Here is a 19,975-nt window from a genome sequence, read left to right as displayed (position 1 = left end):
TCCATGATCGTGAAGGTCAAGACAATACTGCTCGCGGCCCTTGTGGCCGCGAGTATTTTTCCGACGATGGCTTCGGCGCAGTCGCCTAAGCCTGGGGCGTCGAGGCCGGCGCAGGCGCCAAGGCCCGCTGATATCGACAAGAACGGGGTTCTGATTCTCGTCCGCTCGACTCTGCTTGCGCTCGACCAGGCCAACAAAACCGGCAATTATACGGTGCTGCGCGACCTTGGAGCCCCGGGCTTCCAGACGAACACGGCCGCCCGGCTCGCGGAAATCTTCGCCTATCAGCGCAACCAACATCTCGACCTGTCAGGCGTCGCCGTCCTGGAGCCGCAGCTCAGCATGCTGCCGCAAATAGAGTCGACGGGCATGATGCACATGTCAGGGTTTTTCCCGTCCGTGCCGACGCAGATCCGTTTCGAACTGCTCTATGCGCCGGTCCAGGGCCAGTGGAAGCTGTTCGGCCTCTCGGTTTCGCTGGGGTCGTCGGCGCCGGTGGCGCCAAGCGACGCGCCGGCCCCGAGCGCCGCGGCACAGCCAAGAGGCGGGACGGGACTTCGCCCGTCCGGGCCAAAGCAGCCCTGACGGCGTTCGGGTCGGGGCGCCGGTAAAGCGCCGGGACGGTTCGCCGTCCCGGCTTTTCGCTGAGCTTAGTTTGGCCAGCAGCGGCGGCCATAGGGGCCGAGATGGAAGCCGGGCGGGCAGGGCCGTCCGAAGCGATAGCCGCCCCATTGTCCGCCCCACCGACAGCCGCCATAGGGACCGCGATGGCCGTAAGGGCCGCAACCGCCATAAACTTGCACGATCGGCGCGCCCGCCGACTCAGTCGGCGCGAGCGGCATGGCGGCGTGGGCCGGCGCGGCCAAAGCGGCCCCGAAAACCAGCGCGAGACCCGTCCTCAATTTCATCTCCAATCTCCTCCGTAAACCGGTCCAATCGCGCGGCTGGCGCGCCGCGCCCCCGGAATATCGGCGCCTGAACGGAAACTTGGCAATTGCAATTTGCGATCTAGGTTAGTGCTGGGCGTGGCTATGTTCATATAATGTTCTTGCGTGGAGATCGCGCGACCGTTAAGCTGCCGAAGATAATTGCGGAAAGAATTTTCTCGGGAGCGCGCGATGGCGGTGAGGGTGGCGACGGTCGCGTTCGAAGGCGTCGAGGCCCGTCCCGTCGACGTCCAAGTTCAGATTTCGAGCGGCGCGGTCGTCTTCAACGTCGTCGGCCTGGCCGACAAGGCCGTCGCCGAGTCGCGCGAGCGGGTGCGCGCGGCGCTGATCGCTTCCGGCCTGGCGCTGCCGGCGAAAAGAATCACCGTCAATCTCGCCCCTGCCGACATGCCCAAAGAGGGAAGCCACTATGACGTGCCAATCGCGCTTGGCGTGATGGCGGCCATTGGGGCCATTCCCTCCGACGCGCTCGAGGGATTCGTCGTGCTTGGCGAACTTGCGCTCGATGGGACGCTGACGCCGACGGCGGGCGTCCTGCCGGCGGCGGTGGCCGCCAACGCGCGGGGATTGGGATTGATCTGTCCGAGCGAATGCGGGCCGGAAGCGGCCTGGGCGTCGAGCGATATGGAGGTGATTGCGCCGCGCTCGCTCATCCAGCTCGTCAATCACGTCAAGGGCGCGCAGGTTCTGGCCCGGCCTCAGCCGGCGGTGCGCCGGCTCGCCGCCGATCAGCCCGACCTTTCCGACATCAAGGGACAGGAGAGCGCCAAGCGCGCGCTCGAAATCGCCGCCGCCGGCGGCCACAACCTTTTGATGAGCGGCCCGCCGGGGGCGGGGAAATCGATGCTCGCCGCGCGGCTGCCGTCGATCCTGCCGCCGCTGACCCCGCGGGAATTGCTCGAAGTCTCGATGGTTCATTCGGTGGCGGGGCAGATTGCCGGCGGCGAATTGACCGACCGGCGGCCCTTTCGCGCGCCCCACCATTCCGCCTCGATGCCGGCGCTGGTCGGCGGCGGCTCCCATGCAAAGCCTGGCGAGATTTCGCTCGCCCACAACGGGGTCCTTTTTCTGGACGAATTGCCGGAGTTTCAACCGCAAGTGCTGGACAGCCTGCGTCAGCCGCTCGAGACGGGCGAGGTGGCGGTGTCGCGCGCCAATCATCGCGCCGTCTACCCGGCGCGCTTTCAGCTTGTCGCGGCGATGAATCCTTGCCGTTGCGGTCACGCGATGGATCCGGGCTACGCCTGCAAGCGCCAACCCAATGAACGCTGCGTCGCGCAATATCAGGCGCGGCTTTCGGGGCCGCTGCTCGACCGTTTCGATGTGCAGATCGAGGTGCCGGCGGTGACCGCCGCCGATCTCGTGTTGCCGCCGCCGAGCGAAGGTTCGCGGCAGGTCACGGCGCGCGTCGCGCGGGCCCGAGAGATTCAGCGCGCACGCTACGATGCGCTCTCGCTGCCAAGGGTCGCCGCCAACGCCGCCGCGCCGGCGGCGGTCATCGAGCGCGCGGCGCGTCTTGACGCCGCCGGCACGGCGCTGATTCGGGACGCTTCCGAGCGCTTCGGCCTCACCGCCAGAGGGTTTCACAGGGTCTTGAAGCTCGCGCGCACGATCGCCGATCTCGACGGCGCTGAATCCGTCGGCCGACCGCATCTTGCTGAAGCGCTTTCCTATCGCGCAGGACTTGCGTCGGGGCGCCTTGCGGCCTGATATGGGCGCATGTCCTTAAACCATATTGTGATTTTGCTCGCGGCGCAGCTCGCCATTCTGCTGCTGGCGGCGTCCATTTTCATTGCTCTGCGCAGGCGCGGCCGCCACCAGGTCGAGGCCGAGTTCGAATCGCTGCGCGATGAAATCTGGGAGCTGCGCGCCGCCGCCGTGGCGCGCGACAAAGCGGAAGCCGCCAGTCTTGCCAAGTCGCGCTTTCTTGCAGCGGTCAGCCACGAATTTCGCACGCCGCTCAACGGCGTCATGGGGCTGGCGCAGCTTCTCGCGATGACCAAGCTCACCGCCGAACAGGCGAGCTATGTCGAAGCGATCGGCGATTCCAGCCGCTCGCTCTCGCAGCTGATCGACGACATTCTGGATTTCTCCAAGATCGAAGCCGGAAAGTTCGAGCTGCGCCAGGAAACTTTTGCGCTCGCGCCGTTCGTCGAAAGCGTGGTCGAATTGCTGGCGCCGCGCGCGATGGCCAAGGGGCTGGAGCTTGCCAGCGTCATCCTGCCCGACACGCCGCGTGAAATCGTGAGCGATCCGGCGCGTCTGCGGCAGGTGCTCGTCAATCTCATTGGCAATGCGGTGAAATTCACCGAGCGCGGCGGCGTGGGCGTGCGCGTCGCGCGAGACGGCGCGCGCCTGCGCTTCGAGGTGCGCGACTCCGGGCCGGGCGTGCCCGAGGCGGCGCGCGAGGCGATCTTCGAGGAATTCGAGCAGGCCGATCCTTCCGAGAATCACCCGCAGGCGGGCACAGGGCTCGGCCTCGCCATCTCTCGCCGTCTCGTCGCCAGGATGGGCGGCGCGCTGGCGCTCGTCAATTCATCGGACATGGGCGCCGTTTTCGCCTTTACGCTTCCTGCGCCGCCGTTCAGCGAAGACAGCGCGCCGGCGCCGCTTTCCGGGCTTAAGGCGCTGATCGTTGCGCAAAGCATCTTTGAAGCGCCCTATCTCGCCGAGAGCTTGCGGTTCGCCGGAGCCGAAGCGGAGATCGTCGCGGCCAAGGATGCGACGTCCGCGCTGCACAGGCGGGGCGAAAAACCCTTCGACGCCGTTATCGTCGACTGCGCGCTGGGCCCGCACATGACCGCGCAGTTGGCGAAAGTCGCTCGCGACGCGCAGGCGGGACGACTGTTTCTGCTCTTCTCGCCAATCGAACGGCGCGCCTTTGGCGAAGACGCCTTGTGCGACTTCGACGGCTGGCTCGTGAAGCCGGTGCGGATCGCGTCGCTGATCGCTCGTCTGTCGCCAGAGCGCGCCAAGGCGCCGGCGCCTGACGACGGCACGCCGCTGCAGGCGCTCGCCGGGGTGAACGCGCTGATCGCGGAAGACAATGAGATCAACGCGCTCATCCTCACGCGTCACCTTGCGAAGCTTGGCGCGACAGTGACTCGGGCGGAAAGCGGCGCGCTTGCGCTCGCGCGCGCCCGCGAAGCGATCGAGGGCGTGGGCGCGCCCTATGACGTGATCGTCATGGATCTTTTCATGCCGGATTTCGATGGACGCGAGGCGAGCCTCCGCATTCGTGAGGCGGAGGCGCGGGCAGGCGCGCCGCGCACGCCCATATTGGTGCTGACGGCCAGCGCGCGCGAAGAAGACGAGCGCGCCGCCCGCGCCGCCGGAGTCGACGCGTTTCTCACCAAGCCGGTGGAGTTCGCTTCGCTCGCGGCGACGATCGAAGAGCTGAGATTGGCGCCGCGTCGCAGCAGCGCTTCCTCTTAGAGCGGGCTGCGAAAAAGTTGACAGGCTTTTTCGCTGAGAACCTGCTCCAACATTTGATTGTGAGCGATTCCCTCCCGATCACATGATTCCATGTGATCGGGAGGGTTCTAGGCGCCTTGCGGCGCGATGGCGCCGAACCGTCCCGATTGATAGTCGGCGAAGGCCTGCCGCAATTCATCCTGCGTATTCATCACGAATGGGCCTTGTTGCGCCACGGGCTCGTCGATCGGCTCGCCGCTCATGAGGATCAGCTTCACGTCATTGTTGGCTTCGAAGGCGATGTCGCCGCCTTCCGCCTCGAATACGACGACATCGGTCGCGCGCGCGATCTTCTCGCCATTGACTTCGACCGTTCCTTCGAGAACCGCCGCAAGCGCCGTATGGCCTTCGGTAAGCGTGAACCGGGCGCGCTTTCCCGCGTCGATCCGCACGTCCCAAAGATCGATCGGCGTCGCCGTTTGCGCCGGTCCGCGATGGCCGTCGAATTCGCCGGCGATGACGCGAACAAGCCCGGCGTCATCCGGCAGGTCGACGCGCGGAATGTCCTTGTCGAGGAGGGTCTGGTAGCGCGGCGGGCTCAACTTCTCGCGCGCCGGCAAATTGACCCAGAGCTGCACGACCTCGAACCGTCCGCCCGACTTGCCGAAGCTTTCGGAATGATACTCCTCGTGGACGACGCCCGAGGCCGCGCGCATCCATTGCACGTCGCCGGGACCGATAAGTCCGCCGGCGCCGGTCGAGTCGCGATGCGCGAGTTCGCCGTCCAGGACGATCGTCACCGTCTCGAAGCCGCGATGCGGATGGGCGCCGACGCCGCGCCGCTTGGCGGTCGGTGGAAAATCAAACGGTCCCGCGTAGTCGAACAGCAAAAAGGGGCTCACCCGCGCGCCATGTTCGTGATGCGAAAACAGCGAACGCACCGGAAAGCCGTCGCCGACCCAGTGCATGGAGTCCGGGGCGGGGTGAACGCCGACAATTTTTCTCATGAGGAAGCTCCTTGCCGCCTATGTGGGCGGCATTGAGCGAAATGCAAATTGGCGGTTCTTGACGGATGGGACCGCAAAACCCACAAGTCGCCGGACGCGGCGAGGACGTCGCATGGCAAGGACGGTTAGATGGACTGGATCATCCTTTTTATCGGCAGCCTCTGCGAGGTCGGCTGGCTCATCGGGATGAAATATGCCCAAGGGTTCACGCGGCTTTGGCCTTCGGTCATCATGGTTTTTTTTATGGCGGCGAGCGTCGGATGCCTGGGCCTAGCGGTGAAAACGATTCCCGCCGGCACGGCTTACGCCGCATGGACGGGAACAAGCATCGCCGCGGCGACGCTTGTGGGCGTCTATCTCTTTAACGAACCGACGACCTTCCTGCGTTTAGGCTCGATCGGCCTTATTGTTCTGGGCATCATCGGCCTGCGGCTCGGCGGCGTCGACCTGAAATAGAGATTGCCCGGCGCTCCTTGCCAGAAGCGTCGGGCGAACGAAGCGCGATTGAATCAAAAATAGCTCTCGAGCGTTCCGCGCCGCCGCACGTCGAGCGTCGCGCAATGGAACGCGCCGCCGAACGCCGCATAGTGCAGGAAGGGCGCCGGGATCGGCTCGTAGCCCCACTTCTCCATCTGCCGCATCATATTGACGTGATGCGGATCGACGATGACGCGCTTCTCGTCGATCATCAGAATGTTCATGCTGAGCCATTTGCCGCACATCGAGGTGATCGCGAGAATGCGGTCGTTGATCGGATCGGGCTCCGGCGCGACGAGAATGTCCCATTTCTTCAAAATGTCGGGCAGTTCGTCGGGATCGATATATTCGGGATTGATGAGCACGCGGCCCGGCCCCAGCGGCAGGATCGTGGTGTCGATATGCATCGGATTGGGGCAGCGGCTCTTAATCTCGTGAATCCGATAGCCGTCGCCGAGATGGCGGCGCAGCCAGTCGATGCCCATGGCGTTCGTCACATTGGAGCGCGTGACGAAAATATCGCGGCCGCAGCGGAAGAAATCGGCGGCGTCGAACACCGGCTCGAACTCGGTGAGAATGTAGCGGAGCGGCTCGCCCTTCTCGGGCAATTTGAAGTTGGGATCGAACAACTCATCGGTGAGCTGCGGCTTGGGCGCCGACGTCCAGCGCGCGCCGCGCTTAAAATAGTCCTTCAGGATTGGCCGATAGCTGTGCGTCTCGAAATAGCGGCAGGGCCAGGCCATGGGCGTTTCGAGAATCTCGTCGCCGAAGACGAGCATGGAATCGCGCGGGCAGGAATTGCAGAAGCCGCGCGACGACCAATAGGGCGTCGAAAATTTCGCCTTGTGGTTGAAGGGCTCCGGCCGCGTCACCGTGACGCCGAGCGATTCGAGCACCTTGATGAAATTGTCGAGCTCTTCCTGGGCGGGCTCGATCATGAATTTCGGAAAGCGGAAGCCGGCGGCGAGCGATTGGGCGCGCGCGGCCATGCCGGGAATGTTGCAGGTAACGACCGGATGGTCGGAAGGAATCGTCGAGCCTTCGAGGCGGCCGACGATGATCTCTTCCAGTGGATCCCACTCATTGTGGGAATTGACTGGACAGTCCGCGGCAATCGCGGCCCCTATAGATGCATGGATATTCATAATGCGCCCCGGATCGTTTCCAGCGAGTGACATCTAGCGCTTTCCGATTGTTCTTCAATCTTGCGAAAAACGGCGTTATTTCTTGGTTTAACGTCGCGCTGCTTGGTCTTCCTCGCTTTGTTGTCGACTCACGCCTTCTTGGCGATCGGACTATGTCGCCAAGAGGCGGGGCCGTCTACTCCAGGCGTTCCCAAGGCTTGCGTGGACTTGCGTTTCCCCCGGCGTTGGGCAATAAACCCCGCTCTACAGAACCGCCCGGCCAGTGATGGGCTGCCGTGGCGGTTCTTTCGCTCGCGCGAACACGTGTCGTTTGGACCAATTTCCTGCGGCGCAAACAACAGGGCCCAGAGCCCGGGAGAGCAAAATGCCCAAGCTGAAGACGAAATCCGGCGCAAAAAAGCGCTTCAAGATCACCGGCACCGGGAAAGTGGTCTACGCCCAGCAGGGCAAGCGCCACGGGATGATCAAGCGGACCAACAAGCAGATCAGAAATCTGCGCGGCACGAACGTCTTGTTCAAGACTGACGGCGACAACGTCAAGAAATACTTCCTGCCGAACGGCTGATCCGCAGAACCGCACTTTTTCGCAAAGGAGTTCGTCATGGCTCGCGTCAAGCGTGGCGTCACATCGCACGCCAAACATAAGAAGACCCTCAAGGCGGCCAAAGGCTTCTACGGCCGCCGCAAGAATACGATCCGCGCCGCCAAGGCCGCCGTCGACCGCTCGATGCAATATGCGACGCGCGACCGCAAGGCGAAGAAGCGCGTGTTCCGCGCGCTGTGGATCCAGCGGCTCAACGCCGCCGTGCGCGAGCACGGGCTGACGTATTCGCGGTTCATCGACGGGCTCGCCAAGGGCGGGATCGAAGTCGATCGCAAGGTTTTGTCGGATCTCGCCATCCACCAGCCGGAAGCCTTCGCGGCGATCGTGGCGCAGGCAAAGGCGGCATTGCCGCAGGCCGCCTAGAGCGCTTCCCGATCACATGGAATCATGTGATCGATAAGGATCGCTCAGAATCAAAATGTTGGAGCAGGTTCTCATCGAAAAAGTCTGTCAACTTTTTCGGAACCTGCTCTAAGACTTATATCGCAAACGCATTCGAGCCTCCCGCAGCCTGCGGGAGGCTTTTTGTTTTGGAATTTCTTATGCGCGGACTGCCGTGTTGTCGGGCGCTTTTCATCTCGCCCGCCGATGAATTTTGGGGGCGTCCGCCGCCGGCCGATTTGGCTCTTGAGGCATGGGCGCCGTTTGCAATTCGGCTGGGGGCGTTGGAAGCGGCCATCGTGTTGGCCGATCCATGACGAACTGATTGATCGCGCAAATAAACGAACTGAACATGAAGCCTCCATGGCTCATGAGCACATCGTCGTAGGCGCGCATGTTCCAGAACGGGTCGTTAGCGCGCGTGATCGGGAGCAGTCCTGCAAGCCTGAAACCGTGGGTCATCTCGACCGCGGGATGAACGCCGCTGCCGTGAGGATTCGCTGGATCGGGGTCGAGCGGTGGGGCCAGCACCGCGCTCTCCCACTGAGTGCCATTCGTTTGCGCCCTTCGCGCCCGCGTTAGCCAGTCGTGGCTGACAGCGCAGTTTAGTGAGGGATCGGCGGGGATATCCTTGTAATCCGCCTGACTGGGCGGCGCCCAACGGATGCTGCGAATTTCATGCGTCGTGCCGAGCTGGCGGGCCGGCATGCGAAGAGTATCGACGAGATTCACTGACGATCGCGGCGGATCGAGATGGCCGATCGTGCGCGAAGACTCGATATCCGTATTCTGGAAGGGAAGATCGCTGACGAATTCTCCAACCCTTTGCCAAAATCTCAGCGCTCGCTGATCTTGTCGGTTTTCGGAGATGCTGAAGCTTTCGCAGGCTGCGCGTAGATCTCGTGCAACGCCAGCGATCATCGCGCCAAGGGGACGGAGGTCGCCGCGAAAAAGTGGGAAAGCGAGATAGGTTGCGAGGTCGGATTTTATGCCGATTTTCTTTTTTCGATCGATATTCTCCACCGCTTGATCGAGCGCAAACGGCGTTCTCAGCGCCCCGCAGGCGCGCTCGTCGGGGTTCGGCGTCTCATCATGGAAGATGAACTCCCCGGGTTTTTTTGCCTCTAGGAACTGCTTGTATCTCGCGCATATTTCGTCTGGCGAATTCGCATCCCGACCGAGCAAGCGCAGTTTGTCACGCATGGCTATGGCGCAGTCTCCGGGCCGGATCCCTCCTGGAGGCCAGGAATAGGCCGAGGTGACTGAAATCACGACAGGACTCTGATGAGCCGGAAAGAAGCGGTGGCCGGCCATGAGGTCGCCTTCGCCCTCGAAGAAAGCGACTTTCTCCCAGACGGCGCGCTGAACATCAGTCCATTTGGACGCTTCAGCCGCAGGGTTGATGAGAACCACGAGATCGCCGAGCGGGGGATAAAAGTAGGCGTTGGCGCCCGGATGATTACGCACGGCCTTGATCAAATGTTCTTTCAAAGCCGTGGCCAACATGTTGCCGCCGAGACTATGGCCGATCACGATCATCTTGTTTGGATTGTCTCGTTGCTTTGCCTTCGTCCCGGGCTGTTTGTTGAGAACCTGCTCGATTTTTCTCAGCGCCATGAGGGCGTGCGGCGCGATATATTCGCTGACGGGTTTGCGGTCGAACAAGGTCAGCGTCACGACGCCGGAGGCGAGCGAATCGCCCCAGGAATTGATCCAGTTCTTCCAGCATAAAGGCTTTTCGCTGGGTAAAACGCCGTTCGAGCAATGTGAGGCGTCGCCATCTAAGAGCGCGCCCATGGTATTGCCTAGCGCGATAAAGGGAAGATGCAGTCGCGTCTCGTTCAGCCGTGCGCCTCGCCAGCCGACGTACACCGCCGTCACCTCGCGCCCGCAATGCTCGCTTTCGCCAGCGATGCACCGGTCGCGAAGGTATCGCGCGACATGGGCCGCGTAAGCGCGAAGATCGGTGACATTGCCGTCTCCGATCGATGCGTCATGTCGCCAGCCATGAACGAAGACGATTACGTAATTGCTGTGCTTAACGGCATTTCCGAATTCATCGGCGTGGGTGCGCTTTTCAACTGATCTAAGATGCGCGTTGAGCGCCTCAAGCTGTGTGATCGGCTTCCACGAGCTGCGTTCGATATAGCTCACGCGATCAGTCAATTCGTTCATGGTGAACAGCTGATGAGGGTCCTTGATCAGCTCGAACGGCTCGCCATCCTCCTTAAATTCCAGAAAGGCCAGCGTGTAGCCAAGCGCGTTCGATCGATTGTTGTCGTCAGCGTTGCGATCAGGAATCGCGTGACGCTGTATCGCGCACTGAAATTTCGTGTCCCAACGACCTCGATCGTCCTTGAGCGCCGCTTCGTTTTCGGCGTTGCCATAAGCCGCGAGAATATTCCATGCCGGCGAGACGTAGTTCCCGTTTTCGCCGATCCGCATGTTGCAGTCGCGCGAGTCTGGATCAAGGACGCGGTAGGGGTGGTCCTTCGGCGTGGAAATGGCCCAAGCGGTCACGAGAACCATCAGAAAGGCCAAAAGCAAAAGGCGCACGACAGTTATTGCGGCGCGCCAGATGAAACGAACTGCACGACGCAAACCTGCGAGGATCTTGAAGGAAAGCGAACGCAGCGAGGCGGTCGCAGATGCAAGACGGGCGCTCATCAAAGCCCCCTTATGGTCAGGTGACTGCAAACGTCTAAACAATATATGCTTTTCCTCTAGGGCGTAAATTTTCGTGAATTTGTAGAGTTTGGCTACAACGCTGAAGACTGTGTCACTTGGAAGCTAGGACGAAGCATGGCCGACACATATGATCTCATCGTCATCGGCGGCGGGCCCGGCGGCTATGTCGCCGCAATCCGCGCGGCGCAACTGGGTCTCAAGACCGCGGTCGTCGAGCGCGAACATCTCGGCGGGATTTGCCTGAACTGGGGCTGCATCCCCACGAAAGCGCTGCTGCGCTCTGCCGAGGTCTATCGTCTCGCCAAGGAAGGCGAGCGGTTCGGCGTTTCGCCAGGCGCTCTGAGCGCGGACGTTACGCGCATCGTCGCGCATTCGCGCGAGGCGGCGACGCGGCTCAATGGCGGCGTGGCGTTTCTGCTCAAGAAGAACAAGATCGACGTCATCTGGGGCGAGGCGACGATCGCCGGTAAGGGCGAGGTGCGCGTCGCCGCGCCGACCAAACCGCCGATGCTGCCGCAATTGCCCTCGCCGAAAACGAGGCTCGACCACGGCGTCTATCAGGCGAAACACATCATCATCGCGACCGGCGCGCGCCCGCGCGTTCTGCCAGGCCTCGAACCCGATGGACGACTCATCTGGACTTATTTCGAGGCGATGAAGCCGGAGCGCTTTCCGAAATCGCTGCTCATCATCGGCGCCGGCGCCATCGGTGTCGAATTCGCCTCTTTCTATAGGACGTTTGGCGTCGAGGTCATTCTCGTTGAAGCGTTGCCGCATATTCTCCCCAGCGAAGACGAAGAGATCGCCGCTCTGGCGCATCGATCGTTCAAGAAGCAGGGGATCGACATTCGAGTCGCGACGACCGTAACGGGGGTCGAGAAAAAGGCCGACAGCCTCCTCGTCACGCTGAAACCTTCGGACGGCGAGACGCAGACGCTCGAAGTCGAGCGCGCGCTGTCGGCGATCGGCGTCGTCGCCAATGTCGAAAATCTGGGGTTAGAGGCTCTCGGCGTGGCGCTCGAGCGGGGCGACATCAAGATCGACGGCCTGGGGCGCACAAATGTCGACGGCGTTTACGCGATCGGCGACGTCGCCGGCGGCCCGATGCTTGCCCATAAGGCTGAGCATGAGGGCGTTACGTGCGTCGAGGCGATCGCCGGACTGGACGCTCACGCCCTCGATAAATCTCGCGTGCCGGGCTGCACCTATTGTCATCCGCAGGTCGCGTCAGTGGGCCTGACCGAGGCGAAGGCGAAAGAGCAGGGGACTGAAATCAAGATCGGCCGCTTCCCCTATCTCGCCAATGGCAAGGCGATCGCGCTCGGCGAACTCGAAGGCGTCGTGAAGACGATCTTCGACGCCAAGAGCGGGCGGCTGCTCGGCGCGCATATCTTCGGCGTCGAAGCGACGGAGCTGATTCAGGGCTTCGTCATCGCGATGAATCTCGAGACGACGGAAGAAGATTTGATCCGCACGATCTTTCCGCATCCGACGCTGTCGGAAACGATGCATGAGAGCGTGCTGGCGGCCTACGGCCGCGCGATTCACGTTTGAGACTAAAACAATCCAGCAATCGCCGCGCTTTTTGGATTGCTTCGCTTGTCATTCCCGGCAGGCCGAAGGCCTGACCGGGAATCCAGAGTCGCGACAAGAATCGTGGATGTCGCTCTGGATTCCCGATCGCGCGCGTTGCGCGCGTCGGGAATGACACCCCGAGCCGCCGTCGCGCCCGACGCGCGCCCCGCTTTCGTCACTTCAGCTCTGCAGCACATAGGTTCCTGGTGCGTCGCAGAGCGCTTCGGCCATCAGTGGCGGCGCGACCGGCGGACCGGAACGGGCGGCGAGCCAGGCGCTCCATTCCGGCCACCAGGATCCTTCCCTGACAGCCGCGATCTTCACCCATTCTGCGGGGTCGGCGTAATGTTCGCCGTCCACACGGCTTGTGAAGCGGTACTCGCCGCGCTTCTTCTCGGGCGCCGAGACGATGCCGACGTTATGGCCGCCGCTCGTCAACAGGAAGGTGATTTGGGCGTCGACGAGCAGGTGGATCTTGTAAACCGAGCGCCAGGGCGCGACATGATCGCGCTCCGTGCCGACGGCGAAAATCGGCGCGCCAATATCGTTGAGCGCGACGGCGCCGCCGTTGGCGCGAAGCCGGCCCTCGGCGAGGTCGTTGTTGAGGAAAAGCCGACGAAGATATTCGGAGTGCATCTTGTAGGGCATGCGCGTGGCGTCGGCGTTCCAGGCCATCATGTCGGTCATCGGCTCGCGCTCGCCCATGAGATAGGATTTGAGCGCATAGGACCAGACAAGATCGTTGGAGCGCAGGAGTTGGAACGCGCCGGCCATCTCCTTGGAATCGAGAAAGCCATGCTCCCACATCAGATCTTCGAGAAAGTCGAGTTGGCTTTCATTGACGAAGAGCGTCAGTTCGCCGGCTTCGGTGAAATCGGTTTGCGCGGCGAGCAGCGTTATGCTCTTGAGGCGTTCGTCATTGTCGCGCGCCATGGCTGCCGCGGCGATGGCGAGCAGCGTTCCGCCCAGGCAATAGCCGGCCGCATGGATCTTTCGGTCCGGCATGAGCCGCGAGATGACGTCGAGCGCGGCCATCACGCCGAGCCTGCGATAGGCCTCCATATCGAGATCGCGATCTTCGGCGCTCGGATTGCGCCAGGAGATCATGAACACTGTGAAGCCTTGCTCGGTCAAAAACCGCACGAGCGAATTATGCGGCGATAGATCGAGGATGTAATATTTCATGATCCAGGCCGGCGTGATGAGCACGGGCTCGGGCCGTACCGTCTGCGTCGCCGGCGCATATTGGATGAGTTCGATCAGCCGGTTGCGATAGATCACCTTGCCCGGCGTTATCGCGACGTTCTGTCCAGGGACGAATGCTTCGGCGCCGACAGGCCGCTTGCCGCCGGCGCGCCGCTCCATGTCTTCAAGAAAATTCTGCAGGCCATAGACGAGATTGACGCCGCCGGTCTCGAACGTGCGTTGCAGCGCCTCGGGATTGGTCAGCAGAAAATTCGACGGCGAGAACATGTCGAGCAATTGCCGCGAGGCGAATTCGACGACGTTTTCATGCTGCTTGGCGACGCCGCCGATTCCTGTCGTGGCGTTGTGCCACCACTGCTGATTGAGCAGAAAACCCTGGTAGAGCAGCGCATAGGGCCAGCGCCGCCACGCTTCGCCGGCAAATCTCTTGTCCTGCGGCAGCGGCTCGATGCAGGGCGCGGCGTTGGGCTGCAGCGCGCAGCGCGAGGCGTAATTGGCGAAACGCCAAGTTTTGCGCATCGCCTTTTCGGCAAGCTGCATCTGCTTTCCTGGCGCTGTCGCGAGATGCGCCGCCCAATCCCAATAGGCGCCCGCCATCGAGGCGGGCGACAGGCCTCCGGTCAGATGGGCGACGCTTGCATGAAGCGAGCGGTCGATGAGGTCGCTCAACGCGGCAAAGCCGTATGAATCTTTGTCAGTGGCGCGCTCCGCCGCCAGAAAGGCGCTTGGCCAGGCTTCGACGAAGGCTTTCGACGCGAGGCGCGGAAAGTCATGGGCAGAGGATGGGTGGCGATGGCTGGAAGATGGCTGCTCTGCGCGCGCAGGGTTCGTCTGCGCGGCATTGGGGTGCTCTGTCATCAACGTCCTTTAAGCGCGAGGCGTTCGACTGGATTCTCAGCCTATTTCGGGGAATGCTGCATCGCAACATTGCGTCCCTATCTTTCCCGGGCTTGGGCCGGGAGGCGAGCGCTACCATGTCCCTGTGAAGGAATGCCGACCGCTTGGGAGACCCCTATGAGGGCTATCGCCGCCGTCTTATTGACTCTCGTCTCGAGCGCCGCGCTCGCCGCTCTCAAACCCGGAGACGCCGCGCCCGATTTCAGTCTGGAGGCGGCGCAGGGCGGCAAGGAGTTCTCCTTCTCGCTGCGGCAGGCGCTCAAGAAGGGTCCGGTCGTGCTGTATTTCTACCCGAAGTCGTTCACGAGCGTGTGCACGCTCGAGGCGCATGAATTCGTCGAAGCCATGGAGCAGTTCGCCGCCATGGGCGCGAGCGTCATCGGCGTATCGAGCGACAAGATCGCCACGCAGCGTGAATTCTCGGCGAAAGAGTGCCGGGACAAATTTCCCGTCGGCGCCGATCCGGGCTTCAAGGTGATCAACGCCTATGACGCCGCCTTCAAGGTTCCGGTCGCGGGAGCGATGTTCGCGAATCGCATCTCATATGTGATCGCGCCCGACGGGACGATTCTCTCGGCGGTCGAGGATTCCGGCGCAACGAAGCATATTGAGAATGCGCTCGCCGTCGTGCGGCGGTGGCGCGACGCGCAGCGGAAATAAGCTGCGAGCAAGGGGCCGATCGTCCGTACTGCATATGCCAGCCGCCCGACGCGCAAAAGCGCCATCGCGCATCCTGGAGCGGCCCGCCGTTCACCCCCTCTTCGGGCGAATGCGAATGATCACGTCGCAGCCGACGATTTCCATCCCTTCCGGCGGCGCCGGCAACCGCGTAAATTCGACAGAGCCATCGGCGGCGTCGAACATGCGGCCCGTCGCTTCATCCATGAAATGGTGGTGCGGCGAGGTGCGGGTGTGGAAATAGGTGCGGGGCCCCTGTACGGCGATCTCGCGCAACAGCCCCGCTCCGGCGAACTGGTTGAGCGTGTTATAGACTGTGGAGAGAGACATTGTCAGACCGGCTTCGCGCGCTTCAGCGTGCAAAGCCTCGGCGCTCACATGTCGATCGCCGTTGCCGAACAGCAGCCGGCTCAGAGCGAGCCGCTGAACGGTGGGGCGCAGACCTGCGCCGCGCAGCCGCGCTTTGATTTCCGAAACCTTCGTTGCGCTCTCGGGGGATTGATCGCGCAGTTTGATCGAACGGTCGAAACTCGTGGTCGAGGGTTGATGAGTCATTCTTCGTGACAGGCGAGCATCACTCGCTCCCTATTCATACATTAAGCTTTTTTCAGTAGAGGGCAGCGCTCGCCCCCTGTCAAACGAAATGGCGGAAGGTGTAATATTTCCAAAGAAGCAGCAAAGGACTGGCTAATGATGGGGCGCCTTGAGCCAATACTCTGTGCAGAAACTGATCGACGTCTAATCCTCCGCGCGTCGGTTCGTGTGGTTGCGGCTCTTTGGTTTGCCGGAGGCCGCGCCAAAGCCGACACGTTCGAGGCGTTTTTGCAGGGCCTGTGGCCGTCGGCGCAGGCCGCCGGCGTCTCGCGGGAAACCTTCGACGCGGCGATCGCCGGACTTGCGCCGGACCCATCGGTCTCGGCGAAGCCGCGCGCACAGTCCGAGTTCACCATTTCGATTCCCGCCTATCTCGCCGGCGCCGTGACGAATGGTCGCGTCGCGCGCGGCCGGGCGGTCGCCGCCGAACTCGCGGGGCCGCTCGGTCGGGCCCAGTCCCGTCACGGCGTTCCAAGCGAAATCGTCGTCGCCATTCTGGGGGTCGAAAGCAATTTCGGAACGGCGGCCGGCGGCTCTGACGCGCTGCGCGTGCTGGCGTCGCTGGCCTGGAAGGGGCAGCGCGCCGAAACCTTCATTGAGGAATTTGTCGCCGCGCTTGTGATGCTGGAGAAGGGCTATGCGACGCGCGCGCAATTGCGCGGTTCCTGGGCCGGCGCCATGGGCCAACCGCAGTTCATGCCTTCCGCCTATCTCAAATATGCCGAAAGCGACGAGGGCGGCGGCGCGCCGGACATCTGGCGCTCGCGCGGCGACGCCGTGGCCTCCATCGCCAATTTCCTGGCGAAATCCGGATGGGTCGCGGGATTGCCCGCCGTCGTTGAAGTTCGACTGCCTGAGGGGTTCGACTACGGCGCCTTCGATCTCGACTTCGCCCGCTGGCGGCAACTCGGCGTGACGCGCGCCGACGGCGGCGCGCTTCCCGCCGGCGGCGCCGCCAGCCTTTATCTGCCGGCTGGCGCGAACGGCCCGGCCTTTCTGATCACCGACAATTTCGAAGTCATCCGCCAATACAACACGTCCGACGCCTATGCGATGTCGGTCGCGCTGCTTGCCGAGCGCATCGCCGGGCGCGATATCCCGATCGCGCCCTGGCCGAAGGTCGCGCCGCTGTCGACCGCCGACGTCAAGGCGATGCAGCAGCTCTTGACGGAGCGCGGCTTTTATCACGGCACGTTCGACGGCAAGCTCGGCCGCGCGAGCCGCAACGCCATCCATGCCTTTCAATTGAGCGAGCGCATCCAGCCCGCCGACGGCTTTGCGACGAAAGATGTTTTGGCGCGGCTGCGCGGTCGATAGATCCAGCGCCAATTCGGTTTCATACGAAATCCTTCGAACGGCTATGTCATTCCCGACGCGCGCGCAACGCGCGCGATCGGGAATCCAGAGCAAGGCCAGCGTTCTTGGATCGGCTCTGGATTTCCGGTCAGGCCTTCCGGCCTGCCGGGAATGACACGGCACAAGCGAACGGATCAGCCGAATCCGTATCAGACGTCGAGATCGCGGTAGACGGAGACTTCCCTTTCGCGCGCGATCCTCGCCGCATCGCCGGCGCGAACGCCGCGCCAGACGTCGAAGGCCATGACCAGCGTCGTGAACAGTCCGGAAATTTTCCCGACGATGAAGCTGAAGGGAAAAAAGAGACGGTCCGGCGGAAGGATGAATTGCGCGCCAAGAAAGATGAGCGCCGCGTTGACGAAATAGGCCGGCCGGAACAGCGATTTTTCTTCCCAGGCGCTTTGCGCATAGCTGCGCGAATTCTTCTTCACCGCGCGATTGTAGGCTGGATTTGGAAACATGCCCCAGAAGCGCCGTTTGGGCGGAAGCGCATTCGGCCCCGCGAGCAGCGCGCGATAGCTTTGACGCACCGAGGAATGCGCAAGCAGCGCGAGAATGATGTTGGCGAGCACGAATGCGAATTTGAGCTGGAGAAACGAGAACGACAGTTGCGCGGCGAGGTCGACGAAAAACAAATGCGTGAATGCGTTCAGCACGAAGGCGGAGCGATGAAAGCTCGCGCGGTTGATGTCTTGAATCTTCTCGTCGATGAAAGTCGCGCCAGTCTTGGTCTCGGCGAGCTCCTTGAGAGTCAGCCGATCATAGTCGTCGGTCTTGAACCGCTTCGCGATCTCGCCAATCGTTTCGACCGGCGGCCCGCGCTTGATTTTGAAGGTCGCCTTGTTGAGGAAAGCTGAGATACGCGCGAAAATATCGCGCGCCGTGGCGTAACGCGACGTGACCGAACTGAGAAAATCGGGCTCTCCCGCCATTGCGCGCACCTAAGCTGATTCTTTCGCTCCCATATTGTTATAGAGGCAACAGGCGCCGGCGCCGACCCTGACTGCAGGTTGATCCCGTCCGGCCTCTTGCCATATCTAGGCTTACCCCGATCCTCGCGTCTTCGCTTGTCGGAGCCGCCCATTTTGGTCCCCGCCATGTTCAGCGCCCGTTTTTTCGCTCGTTCGATCGCCGAAGCCCCCGCCGTAAAAACGGCGGAACGGCTGCCGGAATGGAATCTTGCCGATCTTTATCCGGGGGTCGATTCTCCCCAGGTCGCGTCCGATCTTGCCAAGGCCGCGCAGGAGGTTGCGCAATTCGGCAAGGATTATCGCGGCCAGCTCGAGTCGCTGGCGAGAGCCCCGAACGCCAGCTTCAAGCTTGGCGAGGCGGTCGCGCGATATGAAGCGCTGCAGGACTTGCTCGGGCGATTGATGTCCTTCGCTGGCCTGCTCTATAGCGGCGACACCACCGATCCCGCGCGCGCGAAATTCTATGGCGATGTGCAGGAGAAGGTCACCAACGCTTCGGCGCAGCTCCTGTTTTTTCAGCTTGAGCTCAATCGGATGGATGACGCCACGCTGATGGCGGCGGCCAGCAAGGAGCCGCTTTCGCGCTGGAAACCGTGGCTCGAAGACATCCGCAAGGAGAAGCCCTACGAACTCGAGGACAAGCTCGAAGAGCTGTTCCACGAGAAATACATCTCCGGCGCGGCCGCCTGGAATCGTCTTTTCGACGAGACCATCGCCGGCTTGCGCTTCAAGGTCGCAGGCGAGGAGCTCGCGATCGAGCCCGTGCTCAATCTGATGCAGGATCCGCGCGAAGAGACGCGCCGGGAAGCGGCGCAGGCGATCGGCGTGACGCTCAAAAACAATCTGCGCACCTTTTCGCTCATCACCAATACCTTGGCCAAGGACAAGGAAATCTCCGATCGCTGGCGCGGTTTCCAGGACGTCGCCGATTCGCGTCATCTCTCCAATCGCGTCGAACGCGAGGTTGTCGAGGCGCTCGCGCAAGCGGTGGAGGCCGCGCATCCCCGCTTGTCGCATCGCTATTACAAGCTCAAGGCGAAATGGTTCGGCAAGGATGCGCTCGACTATTGGGATCGCAGCGCGCCGCTGCCGTCGACGCCGGCCAAGCGCTATTCCTGGCCTGAGGCGCGCGACATCGTGCTCGAGGCTTACGACGGATTCGCGCCGCGTATGGCGGAGATCGCCGGGCGCTTCTTTGAGAAGAACTGGATTGACGCGCCGGTGCGGCCGGGCAAGGCGCCGGGCGCCTTCTCACATCCGACCGTGCCCTCCGCGCATCCCTATGTGCTGCTGAATTTTCAAGGAAAGACGCGGGACGTGATGACGCTCGCGCATGAACTCGGCCATGGCGTGCATCAGGTGCTTGCGGCGCGACAGGGCGCCTTGATGGCGCCGACCCCGCTGACGCTCGCGGAGACGGCGTCCGTCTTCGGCGAAATGCTCACCTTCCGCGCGCTCATCGCGCGAGCGTCGGATAAGGCGCAAAAGCGGGCGCTGCTCGCCTCCAAGGTGGAGGACATGCTCAACACCGTGGTGCGGCAGATGGCGTTCTACGCCTTCGAGCGAAAGGTGCATAACGCCCGACGCGAAGGCGAACTGACCGCAGATCAGATCTGCGAATTATGGATGAGCGTGCAAGCCGAAAGCTTTGGCCCGTCAATCCGCCTTGGCCCCGGCTATGAAACCTTCTGGGCCTATATCCCGCATTTCATCCATTCGCCGTTCTACGTCTACGCCTATGCGTTCGGCGATTGCCTGGTGAATTCGCTCTACGGCGTTTATCAAAAGGCTCATGAAGGATTCGCCGAGCGCTATTTCGCTTTGCTCGAAGCCGGCGGCGCCAAGCCTTACAACGAGCTTCTCAAGCCGTTCGGATTGGACGCGCGGGATCCGGCGTTCTGGAATATCGGCCTTGAAATGATCGAGGGCCTGATTGCGGAACTCGAGGCGATGGAAGACGCTTAGAGCGCTTCCCGGTCACATGGAATCATGTGATCGGTCCAGGAATGGCTCAAAATCAAAATGTTGGAGCAGG

At 62.3% G+C, this 19,975-nt stretch carries 17 protein-coding genes; 10 read left to right on the top strand and 7 right to left on the bottom strand.

Annotated elements, in window-relative coordinates; genetic code table 11:
* The first annotated feature begins 3 nt into the window (after positions 1-3).
* Positions 4-585: a hypothetical protein gene (locus NEI07_RS06290; RefSeq protein WP_256033439.1), complete on the top strand. Its 582-nt coding sequence runs from the start codon at positions 4-6 to the stop codon at positions 583-585.
* Positions 586-650: 65 nt separating this feature from the next.
* Here the strand turns inward: NEI07_RS06290 and NEI07_RS06285 are convergent, their stop codons facing one another.
* A complete protein-coding gene (locus NEI07_RS06285) occupies positions 651-908 on the bottom strand; it encodes a GCG_CRPN prefix-to-repeats domain-containing protein (protein WP_256033437.1) in 258 nt (85 codons plus the stop codon).
* A 210-nt stretch (positions 909-1,118) separates the two neighbouring features.
* On the opposite strand from NEI07_RS06285, the gene NEI07_RS06280 reads away from it, so the two are divergent.
* The gene (locus NEI07_RS06280; protein WP_256033435.1) at positions 1,119-2,657 is read left to right on the top strand and encodes a YifB family Mg chelatase-like AAA ATPase; all 1,539 of its coding nucleotides are present in this window, start codon (positions 1,119-1,121) and stop codon (positions 2,655-2,657) included.
* Positions 2,658-2,666: 9 nt separating this feature from the next.
* Positions 2,667-4,382, top strand: coding sequence for an ATP-binding protein (locus tag NEI07_RS06275; RefSeq protein WP_256033434.1), 1,716 nt, complete (start codon positions 2,667-2,669; stop codon positions 4,380-4,382).
* Positions 4,383-4,489: 107 nt separating this feature from the next.
* Here the strand turns inward: NEI07_RS06275 and NEI07_RS06270 are convergent, their stop codons facing one another.
* Positions 4,490-5,368: a pirin family protein gene (locus NEI07_RS06270; protein ID WP_256033432.1), complete on the bottom strand. Its 879-nt coding sequence runs from the start codon at positions 5,366-5,368 to the stop codon at positions 4,490-4,492.
* Between the two features lie 129 nt (positions 5,369-5,497).
* Here NEI07_RS06270 and NEI07_RS06265 point away from each other — a divergent pair, with 129 nt between their 5' ends.
* Positions 5,498-5,824 (top strand): DMT family transporter, encoded by a 327-nt coding sequence (locus tag NEI07_RS06265; RefSeq protein ID WP_256033431.1) that lies wholly within the window; start codon positions 5,498-5,500, stop codon positions 5,822-5,824.
* A gap of 53 nt (positions 5,825-5,877) precedes the next feature.
* Here the strand turns inward: NEI07_RS06265 and NEI07_RS06260 are convergent, their stop codons facing one another.
* The gene (locus tag NEI07_RS06260) at positions 5,878-6,990 is read right to left on the bottom strand and encodes an amidinotransferase (RefSeq protein ID WP_256033459.1); all 1,113 of its coding nucleotides are present in this window, start codon (positions 6,988-6,990) and stop codon (positions 5,878-5,880) included.
* A 364-nt stretch (positions 6,991-7,354) separates the two neighbouring features.
* On the opposite strand from NEI07_RS06260, the gene rpmI reads away from it, so the two are divergent.
* Positions 7,355-7,555, top strand: a complete 201-nt coding sequence (rpmI, locus tag NEI07_RS06255; protein ID WP_014890449.1) for a 50S ribosomal protein L35 — start codon at positions 7,355-7,357, stop codon at positions 7,553-7,555.
* A 36-nt stretch (positions 7,556-7,591) separates the two neighbouring features.
* A complete protein-coding gene (gene rplT / locus NEI07_RS06250) occupies positions 7,592-7,957 on the top strand; it encodes a 50S ribosomal protein L20 (RefSeq protein ID WP_256033430.1) in 366 nt (121 codons plus the stop codon).
* 210 nt (positions 7,958-8,167) lie between these two features.
* On the opposite strand, the gene NEI07_RS06245 is transcribed toward rplT, so the two are convergent.
* Positions 8,168-10,642 carry a hypothetical protein gene (locus NEI07_RS06245; protein WP_256033429.1) on the bottom strand — a complete coding sequence of 825 codons (2,475 nt, stop codon included), beginning with the start codon at positions 10,640-10,642 and terminating at the stop codon, positions 8,168-8,170.
* Between the two features lie 135 nt (positions 10,643-10,777).
* On the opposite strand from NEI07_RS06245, the gene lpdA reads away from it, so the two are divergent.
* On the top strand, positions 10,778-12,217 hold the full coding sequence (gene lpdA, locus NEI07_RS06240; RefSeq protein ID WP_256033428.1) for a dihydrolipoyl dehydrogenase: 1,440 nt from the start codon (positions 10,778-10,780) through the stop codon (positions 12,215-12,217).
* A 201-nt stretch (positions 12,218-12,418) separates the two neighbouring features.
* On the opposite strand, the gene NEI07_RS06235 is transcribed toward lpdA, so the two are convergent.
* Positions 12,419-14,302: a PHA/PHB synthase family protein gene (locus NEI07_RS06235; RefSeq protein WP_256033427.1), complete on the bottom strand. Its 1,884-nt coding sequence runs from the start codon at positions 14,300-14,302 to the stop codon at positions 12,419-12,421.
* 156 nt (positions 14,303-14,458) lie between these two features.
* Here NEI07_RS06235 and NEI07_RS06230 point away from each other — a divergent pair, with 156 nt between their 5' ends.
* Positions 14,459-15,001: a peroxiredoxin gene (locus NEI07_RS06230; protein WP_256033426.1), complete on the top strand. Its 543-nt coding sequence runs from the start codon at positions 14,459-14,461 to the stop codon at positions 14,999-15,001.
* A 90-nt stretch (positions 15,002-15,091) separates the two neighbouring features.
* Here NEI07_RS06230 and irrA read toward each other — a convergent pair whose 3' ends face one another.
* On the bottom strand, positions 15,092-15,574 hold the full coding sequence (irrA, locus tag NEI07_RS06225) for an iron response transcriptional regulator IrrA (protein ID WP_014890443.1): 483 nt from the start codon (positions 15,572-15,574) through the stop codon (positions 15,092-15,094).
* Between the two features lie 138 nt (positions 15,575-15,712).
* Between irrA and NEI07_RS06220 the strand changes: the two genes are divergently transcribed.
* Complete coding sequence (locus tag NEI07_RS06220) at positions 15,713-16,930, top strand: lytic murein transglycosylase (protein ID WP_305123636.1); 1,218 nt, start codon at positions 15,713-15,715, stop codon at positions 16,928-16,930.
* Positions 16,931-17,118: 188 nt separating this feature from the next.
* Here NEI07_RS06220 and NEI07_RS06215 read toward each other — a convergent pair whose 3' ends face one another.
* Positions 17,119-17,901 (bottom strand): hypothetical protein, encoded by a 783-nt coding sequence (locus NEI07_RS06215; protein WP_256033424.1) that lies wholly within the window; start codon positions 17,899-17,901, stop codon positions 17,119-17,121.
* Positions 17,902-18,066: 165 nt separating this feature from the next.
* Here NEI07_RS06215 and NEI07_RS06210 point away from each other — a divergent pair, with 165 nt between their 5' ends.
* Positions 18,067-19,905: a M3 family oligoendopeptidase gene (locus NEI07_RS06210; RefSeq protein ID WP_256033458.1), complete on the top strand. Its 1,839-nt coding sequence runs from the start codon at positions 18,067-18,069 to the stop codon at positions 19,903-19,905.
* Positions 19,906-19,975 lie beyond the last annotated feature (70 nt).

The organism is Methylocystis suflitae, from assembly GCF_024448135.1.
Classification (GTDB): domain Bacteria; phylum Pseudomonadota; class Alphaproteobacteria; order Rhizobiales; family Beijerinckiaceae; genus Methylocystis; species Methylocystis suflitae.
Note: the sequence above shows the minus strand (reverse complement) of the source record. Positions and strands in the feature narration are given on the sequence as shown.

What these genes read in the sequence shown, in the direction of transcription:
- lpdA (WP_256033428.1), top strand. Translation starts at nt 10,778, where the DNA reads ATGGCCGACACATATGATCTCATCGTCATCGGCGGCGGGCCCGGCGGC.
- NEI07_RS06245 (WP_256033429.1), bottom strand. Translation starts at nt 10,642, where the DNA reads ATGAGCGCCCGTCTTGCATCTGCGACCGCCTCGCTGCGTTCGCTTTCC.
- NEI07_RS06290 (WP_256033439.1), top strand. Translation starts at nt 4, where the DNA reads ATGATCGTGAAGGTCAAGACAATACTGCTCGCGGCCCTTGTGGCCGCG.
- NEI07_RS06275 (WP_256033434.1), top strand. Translation starts at nt 2,667, where the DNA reads ATGTCCTTAAACCATATTGTGATTTTGCTCGCGGCGCAGCTCGCCATT.
- NEI07_RS06235 (WP_256033427.1), bottom strand. Translation starts at nt 14,302, where the DNA reads ATGACAGAGCACCCCAATGCCGCGCAGACGAACCCTGCGCGCGCAGAG.
- NEI07_RS06215 (WP_256033424.1), bottom strand. Translation starts at nt 17,901, where the DNA reads ATGGCGGGAGAGCCCGATTTTCTCAGTTCGGTCACGTCGCGTTACGCC.
- NEI07_RS06285 (WP_256033437.1), bottom strand. Translation starts at nt 908, where the DNA reads ATGAAATTGAGGACGGGTCTCGCGCTGGTTTTCGGGGCCGCTTTGGCC.
- NEI07_RS06210 (WP_256033458.1), top strand. Translation starts at nt 18,067, where the DNA reads ATGTTCAGCGCCCGTTTTTTCGCTCGTTCGATCGCCGAAGCCCCCGCC.
- NEI07_RS06220 (WP_305123636.1), top strand. Translation starts at nt 15,713, where the DNA reads ATGGGGCGCCTTGAGCCAATACTCTGTGCAGAAACTGATCGACGTCTA.
- NEI07_RS06260 (WP_256033459.1), bottom strand. Translation starts at nt 6,990, where the DNA reads ATGAATATCCATGCATCTATAGGGGCCGCGATTGCCGCGGACTGTCCA.
- NEI07_RS06230 (WP_256033426.1), top strand. Translation starts at nt 14,459, where the DNA reads ATGAGGGCTATCGCCGCCGTCTTATTGACTCTCGTCTCGAGCGCCGCG.
- NEI07_RS06270 (WP_256033432.1), bottom strand. Translation starts at nt 5,368, where the DNA reads ATGAGAAAAATTGTCGGCGTTCACCCCGCCCCGGACTCCATGCACTGG.
- rplT (WP_256033430.1), top strand. Translation starts at nt 7,592, where the DNA reads ATGGCTCGCGTCAAGCGTGGCGTCACATCGCACGCCAAACATAAGAAG.
- NEI07_RS06280 (WP_256033435.1), top strand. Translation starts at nt 1,119, where the DNA reads ATGGCGGTGAGGGTGGCGACGGTCGCGTTCGAAGGCGTCGAGGCCCGT.
- rpmI (WP_014890449.1), top strand. Translation starts at nt 7,355, where the DNA reads ATGCCCAAGCTGAAGACGAAATCCGGCGCAAAAAAGCGCTTCAAGATC.
- NEI07_RS06265 (WP_256033431.1), top strand. Translation starts at nt 5,498, where the DNA reads ATGGACTGGATCATCCTTTTTATCGGCAGCCTCTGCGAGGTCGGCTGG.
- irrA (WP_014890443.1), bottom strand. Translation starts at nt 15,574, where the DNA reads ATGACTCATCAACCCTCGACCACGAGTTTCGACCGTTCGATCAAACTG.